Annotated in this window: 13 protein-coding genes; 3 read left to right on the top strand and 10 right to left on the bottom strand. The window is 32.7% G+C overall.

All coding sequences use genetic code 11. From position 1 onward, the window contains the following. Positions 1–161: 161 nt before the first annotated feature. Positions 162–1,664, bottom strand: coding sequence for an aldehyde dehydrogenase family protein (locus BC962_RS15160; protein WP_121346875.1), 1,503 nt, complete (start codon positions 1,662–1,664; stop codon positions 162–164). Positions 1,665–2,096: 432 nt separating this feature from the next. Between BC962_RS15160 and BC962_RS15155 the strand changes: the two genes are divergently transcribed. After that, positions 2,097–3,272 (top strand): dicarboxylate/amino acid:cation symporter, encoded by a 1,176-nt coding sequence (locus BC962_RS15155; protein WP_121346874.1) that lies wholly within the window; start codon positions 2,097–2,099, stop codon positions 3,270–3,272. Positions 3,273–3,319: 47 nt separating this feature from the next. Here the strand turns inward: BC962_RS15155 and BC962_RS15150 are convergent, their stop codons facing one another. The 3 genes from BC962_RS15150 to BC962_RS15140 all read right to left on the bottom strand — a co-directional run bounded on the left by BC962_RS15150 (position 3,320) and on the right by BC962_RS15140 (position 5,267). Then, complete coding sequence (locus BC962_RS15150; RefSeq protein WP_121346873.1) at positions 3,320–4,159, bottom strand: helix-turn-helix domain-containing protein; 840 nt, start codon at positions 4,157–4,159, stop codon at positions 3,320–3,322. Positions 4,160–4,278: 119 nt separating this feature from the next. After that, a complete protein-coding gene (locus BC962_RS15145) occupies positions 4,279–4,650 on the bottom strand; it encodes a VOC family protein (RefSeq protein ID WP_121346872.1) in 372 nt (123 codons plus the stop codon). Positions 4,651–4,688: 38 nt separating this feature from the next. Next, a complete protein-coding gene (locus BC962_RS15140; RefSeq protein ID WP_121346871.1) occupies positions 4,689–5,267 on the bottom strand; it encodes an aspartyl/asparaginyl beta-hydroxylase domain-containing protein in 579 nt (192 codons plus the stop codon). A 358-nt stretch (positions 5,268–5,625) separates the two neighbouring features. On the opposite strand from BC962_RS15140, the gene BC962_RS15135 reads away from it, so the two are divergent. Next, positions 5,626–6,135: a YybH family protein gene (locus tag BC962_RS15135; protein ID WP_183075525.1), complete on the top strand. Its 510-nt coding sequence runs from the start codon at positions 5,626–5,628 to the stop codon at positions 6,133–6,135. Positions 6,136–6,386: 251 nt separating this feature from the next. Here BC962_RS15135 and BC962_RS15130 read toward each other — a convergent pair whose 3' ends face one another. The 5 genes from BC962_RS15130 to BC962_RS15110 all read right to left on the bottom strand — a co-directional run bounded on the left by BC962_RS15130 (position 6,387) and on the right by BC962_RS15110 (position 12,509). Then, on the bottom strand, positions 6,387–7,667 hold the full coding sequence (locus tag BC962_RS15130) for a chloride channel protein (protein ID WP_121346869.1): 1,281 nt from the start codon (positions 7,665–7,667) through the stop codon (positions 6,387–6,389). A gap of 105 nt (positions 7,668–7,772) precedes the next feature. Then, entirely contained in the window at positions 7,773–9,389 is a 1,617-nt protein-coding gene (locus BC962_RS15125; RefSeq protein WP_121346868.1) for a M28 family metallopeptidase, read from the bottom strand. A 195-nt stretch (positions 9,390–9,584) separates the two neighbouring features. Beyond that, positions 9,585–10,271, bottom strand: coding sequence for a DUF2490 domain-containing protein (locus BC962_RS15120; RefSeq protein ID WP_183075524.1), 687 nt, complete (start codon positions 10,269–10,271; stop codon positions 9,585–9,587). 2 nt (positions 10,272–10,273) lie between these two features. Next, positions 10,274–10,903 (bottom strand): carbonic anhydrase family protein, encoded by a 630-nt coding sequence (locus BC962_RS15115; protein ID WP_121346867.1) that lies wholly within the window; start codon positions 10,901–10,903, stop codon positions 10,274–10,276. A gap of 25 nt (positions 10,904–10,928) precedes the next feature. Then, positions 10,929–12,509 (bottom strand): SulP family inorganic anion transporter, encoded by a 1,581-nt coding sequence (locus BC962_RS15110; protein ID WP_121346903.1) that lies wholly within the window; start codon positions 12,507–12,509, stop codon positions 10,929–10,931. Between the two features lie 183 nt (positions 12,510–12,692). On the opposite strand from BC962_RS15110, the gene BC962_RS15105 reads away from it, so the two are divergent. Beyond that, positions 12,693–13,367, top strand: a complete 675-nt coding sequence (locus BC962_RS15105; protein WP_121346866.1) for a TetR/AcrR family transcriptional regulator — start codon at positions 12,693–12,695, stop codon at positions 13,365–13,367. 70 nt (positions 13,368–13,437) lie between these two features. Here BC962_RS15105 and BC962_RS15100 read toward each other — a convergent pair whose 3' ends face one another. Continuing rightward, positions 13,438–14,067 carry an SGNH/GDSL hydrolase family protein gene (locus BC962_RS15100; protein ID WP_121346865.1) on the bottom strand — a complete coding sequence of 210 codons (630 nt, stop codon included), beginning with the start codon at positions 14,065–14,067 and terminating at the stop codon, positions 13,438–13,440. Between the last annotated feature and the right edge of the window lie 170 nt (positions 14,068–14,237).

Below are 14,237 nucleotides of genomic sequence, written 5' to 3'. Positions count from 1 at the left end.
TCTATTCTTAGCTGGCAAAGATATTATTTCTCATCAATTAGTTTCAAAAAACTATTGAGTCCTTTTTGTTTTGGAAATCTCGTATTATAGAATTGATTTTAAAAACAATAAACCCCGGACAAGTCCGAGGTTTATTTTAATAAATATGAATTATGTTTGAATTAAAAGAAACCAACTGGTTCTTTATCATAGGAAACCAACATATTTTTAACCTGACGATAATGGTCTAAGGCTAATTTATGGTTTTCACGACCAAATCCTGATTTTTTAACTCCACCAAAGGGTGCATGTGCAGGATACGTATTGTATTGGTTTACCCAAACTCTACCAGCTTGAATTGCTTTTGGTACTTGGAATAATTCGTGAGCATCTCTACTCCAAACTCCTGCACCTAAACCATAAATGGTATCATTTGCAATTTCAATCGCTTCTTCAGTAGAACTAAAAGTAGTTAAAGCTACCACTGGTCCGAAGATCTCTTCCTGGAAAACACGCATTTTGTTATTTCCTTTCAAGATGGTTGGTTGTATATAATATCCGTCTGCAGTTTCACCTACATGATTTCCGGCTTCACCTCCTGAAAGTACTTCTGCTCCTTCTTCTTTACCAATATTGATATATCCAAGAATTTTGTCCATTTGAGCTTTTGAAACCTGAGAACCAATCATTGTTTCGGGATCCAATGGATTTCCTACTTTAATTTTTTTGATTCTTTCTAACATTCTCTCAATAAATTTATCCGCGATACTTTCGTGAACTAAGATACGAGATGGAGTCGTACAGATTTCACCTTGATTCAAGGCAAACATAAGTGCTCCTTCAATTGCTTTACTAAAGAAAGCATCATCGTGATCTGCTACAGATGGAAAGAAAACGTTTGGAGATTTACCACCTAATTCCATAGTTACTGGAATAATATTTTCGGCTGCGTTATGGTACACTTTACGTCCAGTTTCAGTAGATCCTGTAAATGAAAGTTTTGCAATACGCTCAGAAGTCGCTAATGCTGCACCTGCTTCGTTACCAAACCCTGTAATAATATTTAGGACACCTGCAGGTAAAATATCACCTATTAGTTCCATTAAACACATCACACTTGTTGGTGTTTGTTCAGCTGGTTTAACCACCACCGTATTTCCTGCTGCTAAAGCCGGAGCAATTTTCCAGGCCAACATTAACATTGGGAAGTTCCATGGGATGATTTCACCCACAACTCCTAATGGTTCATGTAATACAATACTTACGGTATCCTTATCATGTTCTGAAATACTTCCTTCATCTGCACGAATTACACCTGCAAAATAACGAAAGTGATCTACACAATACGGAATGTCTGCTGCACGAGATTCACGGATCGGTTTACCATTGTCAATCGTTTCTAAAGTTGCTAAGTATTCTAAGTTATCTTCCATTACCTGGGCAATTTTCAATAACATATTACTTCTTTCAGTAGCAGAGGTTTTACTCCAAGTTGGAAAAGCTCCGTGTGCTGCATCTAATGCCGCATCTACATCTTCCTGTGTTGATTTTGCTGCTTGAGTAAATACTTTACCGTCTACTGGTGATGGATTATCAAAATATTGTCCTTTAATAGGTTCAACAAATTTTCCTCCAATAAAATTACCATATCTTTTTTTAAAATCGGGTTTACTTACGTTTGCCATAATAAAATTTTTAGTTTATTAATCTGTACTAATACTTGCTTAATTTGAGAGGTATTAATTACAGTGCAAATATAAGAGGAGCCCTAGCCTTATAAGTTATTGATATGGTTCATAAACTTATGAAAAAAGGTCAAATTGAAAATCGGCTGGTTGTTAAACCTTTTAACAAATATCATCTAGCTGAATATCAATTATTTAACTTTATGGTTTTTAATTTAAAATATTAATTGAACTAAATTCAAGTGCATTTTTAAGCGCTATCATAAAGTTAGTCAGGTTGTTACAGCCAATATCTAGCAGCTAAATAATGTTAACATTTATAATATAAAAAGATTTGCTATAGAAGCTCCGTTCTTCAAGTTGGCTTTATATTAGCGGGCTTAAATAACCTACGGGAAGTCAGGTCTTGTCTTTTCTAAATTAGCATATAATATGAAGCGTTTATTTTCGAATTTACTATTTAAAGTTTTTCTAGCCATAGTATTAGGTATTGTTTTCGGGCAATATTTACCAGAATCTGTAAATCGAATATTTACGACTTTCAATGCTTTTTTTGGACAGTTCTTAAACTTCGCTATTCCCTTAATTATAATGGGATTAATAATGCCAGCCATTGCTGATCTTGGTAAAGGTGCCGGGAAATTATTATTGCTAACAGCTGCTATCGCATACGGCTCAACCTTGTTTTCGGGGTTCATGACCTATTTTACAGCTTCCAACATTTTTCCACAACTTTTAGAAACCCATGTAAATGAAGCAGCCCAAATAGCCGATTCGGGTCGTGAATTATTACCATATTTCAGTATTAACATACCTCCGGTATTAGATGTAATGTCTTCATTGGTGCTTGCGTTTATTATAGGTTTGGGACTTTCCTATCAAGAGAAATCAAGTTTAAAACATGTGGTTAAAGATTTTCAGAAAATTATAATGCAACTAATCGAAAACGTGATCGTACCTCTATTGCCGATATTTATTTTAGGCATCTTTGTGAGTATGTCTTATAGTGGAAAAGTGTTTTCTATCCTCTCCGTTTTCATAAGTATTATAGGAGTTATTTTTGCTTTGCACATTTTACTTTTATTGCTTCAATACACTATTGCAGGGGTGATCACAAAGAAAAACCCTATCAAGCTATTAGCCACTATGATGCCCGCTTACTTTACTGCATTGGGGACACAATCTTCTGCAGCTACCATTCCGGTTACCTTAGAACAGACTCTAAAAAATGGAGTTTCAGAAAAAATTGCAGGCTTCGTTGTTCCCTTATGTGCAACTATACACTTATCTGGTAGTATCATGAAAATTACCGCCTGTGCCATGGCCTTAATGATTTTACACGGAATGCCTTTTAGTTTTACACTCTTTGCCGGATTTATTTTTGTGCTGGGAATCGCAATGATCGCAGCCCCAGGAGTACCTGGAGGCGCAATTATGGCAGCTGTAGGGATCTTGCAGTCTATGTTAGGTTTTAATGAAGAAATGTTAGGATTAATGATCGCCCTTTATATAGCTATGGATAGTTTTGGTACTGCTTGTAATGTTACTGGAGATGGGGCTATTTCAATAGTTGTTAATGAGATAACCAAAGAAAAGTTGGTCGCTTAAATTAAAGATTCTAGTTAAATCCATACTAAATAGCCCAACAGAAATTTCTAGTTAGAAATATCTGTTGGACTCACTCCGAATTTGTTTTTAAAAGCAATACTGAAGTTAGATAGATTGTTGTATCCTATTTCAAGATAAACCTCCGAAGGTTTTAATGTGCCTTCTTGTAAAATGTCTTTTGCCTTTTGAAGACGCTTATCCTGAAGCCATTTGCCAGGAGCTTGCTTATATTCAGCCGTGAAATATCGTTTAAAGGTAGATAAGCTCATATTGCATAGAAAAGCAATTTCCTCCAACTTTAAATTTGAATATACATTGCTTTCAACTACCTTTTTAAAAGGTGAGACTTCTTTAGATATTAATGAATGTAGATATAATTCAAATTTAGTCCCGTATTTATGAAGTAAATACAATAAAATTTCCTCAAATTTCACTAAAAGGAGGGCTTCCATAAAGCCTGCATTATTGGTATTTAAATTAGATAATGAGTTTAAGAAGGAGGTAATATAAGGATCATTCTCAATCACGAAATATGGGATTTCATCCTTAGTAGGTTGTATGTTATTTGTGTACTTGCTTAAAAAATCGGTCAATTTTTTTTCAGAAAAAAAGAAAAGTTTACAATAATAAATAGCTTCCGTATCCAATAATTCTGTCCAGAGCCAATTTCCTTTTTTAAGAAGTAAAGATTGTTGTTTATTAACTGCAACAGAGGTGTCTGCAAAGTGGACTTGTTTTTTCCCAACTTGTAAAAAACTAAACATATTCATGCTTAAATTCACCTTGCTTTTCACGACATCACTGGTCATTTTAAAGTCATAAACAAATAAGTGCGGGTGTGCTTTTGAGTCTTCAATAAATATCTCTGGGATGTTTTCTATTGGCATTATAATGATTTATGTAGCAAATAAGAGAAGGGGATTACCCCTATAGCTGTTTGATTGAACAGTTAAATTTAGAAAAGAAGATTTCTCCTTTAGACATTTTATAAAAAATCCAAAATAATTTAACGATGTTGATCTAATAAAATAACATTTCCATCTGGATCGGTGATTGTAAAACTAGCAGGGCCAGTAGTTGTTGGATCTATTTCAGTTTCTATTTTAACTCCTTTGTTCTTAAGCTTATTTTGAATTTCTCGAATGTCATTAAACCTCTCAATATTGTTAGCATTTTCATCCCAGCCTGGATTAAATGTTAGAATATTTTTCTCAAACATTCCTTGGAATAATCCAATGATAGAATTTTCATTTTTCATAATAAGATATTTATTTTCAATATCTCCTCCAAGAATTGTAAACCCTAGGTTTTCATAAAATTGCTTTGAAGTCTCTATATCTTTAACATTAAGACTAATCGAAAATGCACCTAATTTCATATTTTCTAATTTAAGGATTAATAGTATATCTAATAAAATTAACTATTATTAATGATATCGATAATCTTTTGATTCGGGGTTAAATCTATTGTTAAATTAATACGGTCCTTACTACTGTTATTAAGAACCCGATGAGGATCTGAAAGGCGTAAATACCAACATTCTCCTTCCTTCATAGATACTAATGAGTTATTTAAGAAAAATTCTACTCCATCTTTATTATCAATAGGAATGGTAAGTCTAATCATAGAATTTTCTTCCTCTAAAGCTAATGTTGGATCTGTATGTTCTTTTACTTCAGAATTTGGTGCTAAGAATAATAATCTAACCAAATTTACCGTCGTGTATTGTGAGAACTCATCTATTATACCCTTTAAATATGGAGACTTTTCTAAATTAGGTGTATCCATCCAAGCTGTCCACGAGCCATCTGCATAATCTCCTACAGCTGTAGGAAATGCTAATGATGAGTCTACAAGATGGGCAGGGGCACGTAAAGAAATAACTTTATAATATTCGTAATGTTTTTGTTTAAGTGCGAGTGATTCCTCAAGCATTTTGTTTACATCGAATGTAAAAGGTAATTGTATCCTATCTTTAAATTGTTGAACTGCCATTAATTGTTGATCTATTTAAAGAGATGTATTATTTCACTTAAGCCATAATTAATAACATTTAGTAATACTATTAAAATTACCATTGGGGGCATTAAAGCTTGTCGTCTAAAATATCATTTTTTAAGTAAAAATCTACTATATAGCTTTAGCTGATATGCGTAAAGTTGAAATTCTTATAAATATGAATTATTGCAGATATTACTAAAAATTCGGATATATGCTAACTTTTTGAATAATAATTATAAAATATGTAGGAAAATTCAGTATTTCTTAAATTAATCGTAATTGTATTCCTGAATTCTATAGTTATTTCGCCTCTTAAGTTGTATATTCATAATCAAACCAAAAATTAATGATTATGAAACAATACATTAGACTATTTGGAATATTGCTCTTCAGCCTGGTTACATTTGTTGCTTGTACCTCTACTGAAAAAAAGGAAACAGTTGAAGAACCAGTAGATAAGGAGAAAGTTATGGCTGAGATTCAAGCTATGGAAGATGCATATGCGGCAGGAGAAAAGAATAAAGATGCCGATGCTGTTGCGGCATATTATAGCGACGATGCGATTAGTTATAGCAGAAATAAGAAGCCATTATCTGGTAAAGCAGCTATAAGAGAATCTATTGCAAATAATATTGCGAATGATACCACGGGAAATTATAGCGTTTATAAAATTGTAGACTTATTTATTGAAGGGGATTCGGCAGTTGAAATAGGTTCTTGGACAGATTTCGATTCTTCTGGAAAAGAAGTGGAAAATGGTTACAACATGTCATATTTTGAAAAACGTAATGGCAAATACATCTGTGTAAGAGATATGAGTACTACTACCGGCCCTGTTAAATCTGGAATGGAACTAGAATAGCAACTTAATTAAATGTCTCTAGCCTAATAGGATTGGGTTAGAGGCTTATAATAAATTCGTACTGTTAAATATTGTTCTTCAGTTTATAGGGGAAAGCTTTTAATTAAAAGGTTTTAGGACTTATTAATACCAATTAATCACTCAAATAATTTAAGATCATCCCTTTCTATTAATTTCAGAATAAATTGAAATTCGTAATAGGTTGGCGGTTCCAAAAAGTAACTATAAATAATCAGTATTCTTGGGAAGAGTTAGGTGTTTATTTCTCCAATTCCCATTTGAGAACTTATAAATGGAATTTTTGGTGCTAAGAAATAACCTGTTAAGCTTGCAAATAGTATAGGGATAAAATATGAGAACCCAGTTAAAGTTGCCAGCAAAATAGTAGTGCTCATAGGAGTTCTAGTCACACATACATTTATGGCTGCCATGCAACTTATTATTGCTAACGTGAGATTTGTACCTGGAAATATTTGATGAATGATCAAGCCTAAAGTTGCGCCAACAAAAAACAATGGGATAATAAACCCACCTCTCCAGCCTGAAGTTACGGTAATAGAAATAGCAACAATTTTAAAAAACAAAATCAGTAGTAATAAATTTAAATCAAGATCATTTATAAGTAATTCATTTAATTCGTGGTGACCAAAGTATCTAGTAATAGGTAGGTAATAGGAAATTACCCCTAATAAAATTCCACCAATTAAGGTTTTTATGTAGATTGGTGTTTCCTGTTTTTTAAATAGAAACTTGAAAAACTTTACACAATAAATAAACCCCCAGCCAATTGCAGTAGCTATTATTGCAAAAAGTATTGCACTTCCAAAATCAAATATTCCAGAATATTCATAAGCAGATAAGTTCCAAACGGCGCCAAGCCCTAAGTGAACAACTAGAGCAAATATCACGTAACTAAAACAACTTGCAACTAAAGCAGGTATTATCGCCTTGTAATATTCGAGCGCATGTTTATGATGTAAGATTTCTAATGAAAATAAACTCCCACCCAATGGTGCACCAAATAATGCCGTAAATCCAGATGCCATTCCTGCAATACTTAGAGATCTTAATTCTTCTCCTTTAAGCCTAAATATTTTACCAAGCCAAGTTCCGGTAGAGCCAGTAACTTGTACTAAAGGAGCTTCAGGACCTAAACTGCCGCCAGAGGCTACACATAGTAAAGAAGATAAGATCATGGAGGGATTATTCTTGGGGTCGAGCTTTCCTTTATTGAACTTAATATTATCTACTATTAAATGAATTTCTCCAGGATCCCCAATAAAATGTATAATTAATCCTGCTAATAGACCACAAACAGACATTACAGGGATTACTTGCCAACCTTCAAAAACAGCTATTTGGTGGGTTAAAAACTCCAGGATTATCCAATAGATACCTGCAATTAGGCCACCAATTAAGCCTAATAATGCCCATAATAAGAAAGTGCGACTAAATACAAAGGGGTTGAAACTAATTGGTTGATCTAATATATTTAGATAGCTAATTAATTTTCGCCTTCGGTGCAATTTCATTTCAGATATTTTGTCAAATATAAAATTCTTAGATATGACAAACAATGAATTGCTTTAAAGGAATTTTTTAGGAATTAAAATCTTATTGGTGATTATTAGTCAGGCTTATTTTCTAGCAGCTTTAAATTCACTCCCATCGTACCATTTTGGAAAATAATCTTCGTTAGCTAATTTAAAGCCTACATTAAAAAACAGTTGAAGATCTAATTGAATTCCGCTTAATTCTGTTGTTTCAGCATTGTATTCATCTGAAGGTTGATGATATTTATAAGTATTATAATTGTCATTTAACTTTTTAATTTCTTCGATACTAGTATCAAAGCCTTCGTAAGTTCCACTGGCGTATAAAGCAGGAATTCCAATTTTCGCAAAATTAAAATGATCTGATCTAAAAAAATATCCTTTTTCAGATTCTGGATCAGGAATAATGTATCTATCCTGGGCAATTGCGGCCTCCTCGGCATATTCATCCATTTCGGATTGGCCATAACCAGTAATTGTAAGATCTTTCATCTTTCCTGGACTAGCTAATGCATCCATATTTATATTGGCTACCGTTTTTTTAGGATCAAAAATTGGATTTTCTGCATAATATGCTGAACCTAATAATCCTTGCTCTTCTCCAGTAAGGGCAATGAAAACTATAGAACGTTTTGTAGGCGAACTTTTTTTGTAGGCTTCTGCCAATGCCAATAAACCTGCTGTTCCAGACGCATTGTCTACCGCTCCATTGTAAATGGAATCCCCATCAATTGCTTTTCCCACACCTAAATGATCCCAATGTGCAGAATACACGATCACTTCATCTTTCCTGTCTGTGCCAAGTATCATTGCTACTACATTCTTTGAAATGTCTTTTTTGATCTTATTTTGAATGGAAACAGAAACTTTTAAATCTAAAGGAATTGGTTTAAAGTTTTTATCTCTGGATAGAGCTTTATAATCTTGATCTTTCATTGCTGAAACTTCGAACATTTTTTTTGCACTTTCGCTACTTATCCATGATTCAATATTTAATAGAGGAGAATCACTTTCAATAGTTAATTGAGCTCCGCTCCAACTAGATTCTATTACATTCCAGCCATATGAGGCTGGCTCGGTATCATGTATAATGATCAATCCGGAAGCGCCTTGTCTAGCAGCTTCTTCATATTTATAGGTCCATCTTCCATAATAGGTCATTTCATTTCCTTTAAATAAAGTAGAATCTGCAGATTTAAATCCAGGATCATTAATTAATACAACAGCAGTTTTTCCTTCCCAATCAATTCCTTTATAATCATTCCATCCATATTCAGGAGCAACTATTCCATAGCCTGCAAAAACTAGTTCGGAGTTTTTTAGGTTTACATTCTCTACTGCTTTGTTAGTGGTTGCAACAAAATCTTTTAAATATTTTAAATTGAAGCTATCATTTTTTCCGGAAATAAGCATATTTTCAGAAGGGGTTCCTGTAATTTCCACCATGGGAACATCTTGAAAAAAACTATCAGCATTTCCAGGCTCAAGCCCTAATTTTTCGAATTCAGCTTTTAAATAGTTCACTGTTTTCTCTTCGCCTTCGGTAAATGGTTTTCTTCCTAAAAACTCATTTGAAGCCAGCCTCTCGATATGATTAGCTATAGTGGTTTGATTTACTTCTACTAAATTAGAAGCTTCTTTTTTGTTGTTCTCACAACCTATAAAAAGTATTATTACTAAAAACTTTAAACAATTTCTCATAAACGATTTTTCTAAGTAAATTATCTCCAAGAGCCTTGAGTTATCCAAGAAGCGTGGAGTAGAGGAACAGTCTTATAGGTAATTCGAATGTTGGCCTAATTAATTGTTACGGAGTCCCTAAAATATCACTTTTTACCGGAATATCAGCAATTTGGGACTAACCCATATTGAGAAGTTTATGAATAATCTTTACAATTAAAAGTTAACGAAGGTGACAATATTGATTTGATCGCGACTTCGCGTTTCAAAAAACTGGTTCATATACCCTAACTCCAATCGTATATTTTTGTTAAGATGATAACCTAGTACTCCATAAACTCTATTCCTATCGAAAATTGAAGATTCAGTATTTAAGAATATTTCATTGTAAGCAGATAAGTAGAATTTTTCCTTGACACCTTCTGTGTTTTTAAAAGGAATATTTAAACCGAGGAAATATCTAAATCTCATTTTATAGTCCTCTTCAACAAATCGTTGTTCGAAACGGTATCGATGATTAACTTGAACGATCCCTATGTTTTGTTTGGAAGTTAATTGCTGAAAAATCCGATGTTCATTTATAGATATTTTGTCATCACTATCTAACAGATAGTTCTTAGATAAAATATAGCCATAACCTATTAAGAAATTGATCTTAGCCTCATTAAAAGTATAACCTAATCCGGCTCTTAAAAGTAACATTTCCAAATCCCCCAGTGCATTGTAATTTCTATATTGAACTTCATGATGAAGGTTCCAGCTTTTATTTATCTTCTTATTTCCAATATAGATCATCCAATTTCCTAGACCACTTTCTTGAGCTTGTGTTAAAAAAGGTAGCATCAACCCTAAGGTTAATGCTACAATTTTAATTTTGTTCTTTAATTCTAGTTTAGGTTTCATTTTTATTCATAAAAATTAACTTCTCCAGTATTGATGTCGTACATGGCTCCAACAATTTTAATATCTCCATTGCTTTGCATTTCTGCTAGTACATCACTTTCTTTCAAGATCCTATCTATGGTTAGTTGTACATTTTTTGCTGAAACATTGTCTACAAATTCTGAATTTGAAGAATTACGTAAACTAATATCTTGAGGCTCTTTAACGGCTTCTACTGCTGGTTTAATTTTCGCCAACATATTTGTTAGGTTACCTAATTTAGCATCATCACAAGCGCCTTTTACTGCTCCACAAGCGGTATGACCTAAGACTACAATTAGTTTAGTACCTGCAAGTTTACAGGCAAATTCCATACTACCTAGTATGTCCTCGTTCACAAAATTACCTGCAATACGAACACTAAAAATATCACCGAGTCCTTGATCAAAAACCAACTCCGCCGAAACTCTCGAATCTATGCAACTTAATATTGTTGCAAAAGGGAATTGCCCATCACTGGTATCATTTACCTGCTCCAAAAGATTTCTATTTGCTTTTAAATTATTTTGGAATCTAACATTACCTTCTCTTAAAAAGTTTAATGCCTTATCCGGTGTCATTGTAGCCTGTGTTTCTTTAGTGTGTGCTTTCATAATTTATCTTTTTATATTATTTATTTTATGCTGATTTGGGTCTGAGTTTAAAGAATTGAATATAGCTAGGAGGGTTTTCTACAATGCCACGTTCAGAAATCAATTTTATATCTATGTTTCGTTCTTTTGCCTTGAAAGCAAAGTCTTCTAAAATTTCTATTATATCATTATCCAAATATCTGGTTTTTCTAACATCTAATTCTAATTTGGAATTTTCAGGCAAATTTTCCAGTTCTTTTAAAATGGCTCCTTTATTGAAAAAGGTAACTTCTTCAGCTAAAGTCATTTTAACTATTCCGTTAGCTTCACCTTCCCCTTCTTTGTGTAAGAAGTGTGAATTTTGGTAGCTCTTTATTAATATCACCACAATTCCTACAGCTAATCCTAATCCAATTCCGTAAAGAAGATCAATAAATACAATTCCTAAAACAGTAACTGTAAATGGTATGGATTGTTTCCAGCCTAGATTGTACATGGTTTTAAATAATGCAGGCTTTGCTAATTTATAACCTACGATCAATAAGATAGCAGCTAATACAGAAAGCGGGATCATATTTAATAGGTTAGGAATTACCATAACAGATAGTAACAAAAGGAAACCGTGAAGGATCGCAGATAATTTAGTTCTACCTCCAGACTGAATGTTAGCTGAACTTCTAACGATTACTTGAGTAATTGGTAAACCACCAATCATTCCAGATAAAATGTTACCAGTTCCTTGAGCTAGTAATTCTCTATTGGTTGGAGTTACATTTTTATGCGGATCTAACTTATCTGTTGCTTCTACACATAATAATGTTTCTAAACTTGCAACTAAAGCAATAGTGAATGCAACAACCCATATTTCTGGATTTCCAATTGCTCCAAAGTTCGGAAAACTAAATTGACCTATAAATGAGGAAAGATCTTCTGGTACAGGCACACTAACTAAATGAGATTGAGAAATAGCAAATGCATCGTTAGATTTTGTAACTAAGTAAAAGATAATACCTGCAGCTACTGCTACTAAAGGTCCTTGGATCACTTGGAAAACTTTAGACTTTTTAGACAATACCTTATCCCATAAAAGTAGAATAAATAAACCTATAATACCTATTAAGGCAGAACCAGGTTTAATATAATTCACCATTTTAAATAGTTCAGAAAAGGTGTTTTCCCCATCAATTTGAATAAAAGCAAAATCCCCTTGCGGATCTGCATCGTAACCAAAAAAATGTGGAATTTGTTTTAAAATGATTATAATTCCAATTCCTGTAAGCATCCCTTTAATTACAGAGGAAGGAAAATAATATCCAATAATTCCAGCTTTTAGAACTCCAAAAAGCAGTTGAATAACCCCACCTAATACCACGGCTAGCAGAAAATTTTCGAATCCGCCTAAAGTTCCTATTGCTGTTAATACAATGGCAGCTAATCCAGCAGCAGGACCACTTACTCCAATTTTAGATCCGCTTAATGCACCAACAACAATACCTCCAACTATTCCCGCTATCAAACCAGAAAAGAGTGGAGCTCCACTGGCAAGAGCAATTCCTAAACATAGAGGAAGTGCTACAAAAAACACCACGATACTGGATGGGATGTCATTCTTTAAATGTGAAAAAATATTATTATTCATAGTCTTAATATTATGTAATTATTCAAATTTCAGGCACAAATATAATAATACTTTTTAAAATGATAGTAAAGCTATCATAAAAAATTGTTATCCTTTTGTACCTTTGAATTTTTAATCACAGCTTAACATGAATTAGTTTAATATCTAAATTGGTTTTACATTCATAGAACTATGAGCATACAAATAAGATTTTCTTTAAATGAGGGTTTATATCTTAAGAATCCACAAGATTCAAAACTTGGAAAAAATATTATTCAGCATAGCATTCTATTAATAGATGAATGTGGTTTTGAGTCTTTCACCTTTAAAAAGCTAGCAGAAAGAATTGGTTCTACTGAAGCTTCTATCTACCGTTATTTTGAAAACAAACATTTATTATTGATATTCTTAGTGAACTGGTATTGGGAATGGGTAAGCTATCTTATACAGATAAATACCATGAATGTAAGTGATGCGAAAGTTAAACTTAAGACCATAATACATTCTTTTGTCTTTGCTTCAAAGGATAATCCAGGCGTAGAGTATGTAAATGAAAGCAAACTCCATAATATTGTTATTTCTGAAGGGGTTAAAGCATACCTTACCAAAGATGTAGATAAAGAAAATTCTAAAGGTTTTTTTAAAAGCTATAAAAATTTAGCAACAACGGTATCTAATGTTATATCGGAGATCAATCCACAATTTAAATATCCCTATGCGTTAGCCACTAATCTTTTTGAGATGTCTAACAATCATATATATTTCGCAAAGCATCTTCCTAGATTAACAGACATTTCGGTTAACGGGAATAATGTGGATGAGGTAGAAACAATGCTGAATTATTTTGCCGATAAACTATTGTCTTAATCCGAATCGATTCAATTAATAACAGATTATAATAATTAAAAAATTGATTAGGCTTATTATATTCTTGTAATTATTTGCCAAATAATGATTCAACAATAACTGTTGCTGCAGCTTGACTACCCGATAATGAAGGATGGAAGCCATCTGAACTATAATATTCAAAATTATTAGTGCTTTCAATATACGCTTTCCAAATTTCACCCACCGGAAGTAAAATTGAATTATTTATAGATGCTGCATCCTTATAATTATTTATAACCCCATCAAAAGTATGGTAGTTATCTATAGATGGCCACACCATGAAATAGCAAAGTTTAGTCTTGTTTAATTTAGATAGACGGCTATACTTTTTACCATAGTCAATAAGCATTTTCCTTCCATTATTTTGAGAAGAAGGACCTTGTTGAATAATTACAAAATCATATTTTTTGCTTTTAATCAATTTTTGGACTTTTCCATCACTCCAATGATCTGTTATAGCGTAGTTAGGAAATGCGATCATAGTGGTTTCTACTTCTATTCCTTTAAGCTTAGCGGTTTTCTTTACAAGAGCTGGAAGATCATTCGTATAAGTGAGACTGTTCCCAACGAATAAAATATTGAACTCTTTTTTTGAAGTATTAGCATCAATCTTCTGTTTATTTTCTGAACTAAAATGAATAGTTATTAAGGTGAAGAACAGTATTATGAATTTATTCATATTTAAAATTTTGATCTAAATCTGAGTTAATTTTAGCTAGCATTCAAACACTTAATTTACTGGTTGATCTGGTAATTTATTACTAGTTGTCTAAAATATCACTTTTCACCGAATTGCTCTAAGCTTGAATATTATAACTTACCATATATTTTATTTATGATAATATAAAA

Origin of the sequence: Gillisia mitskevichiae, from assembly GCF_003634585.1 — a bacterium.
GTDB lineage: Bacteria > Bacteroidota > Bacteroidia > Flavobacteriales > Flavobacteriaceae > Gillisia > Gillisia mitskevichiae.
The sequence above is the reverse complement of the archived record's forward strand: the minus strand, read 5'-3'. Positions and strand labels throughout refer to the sequence as shown.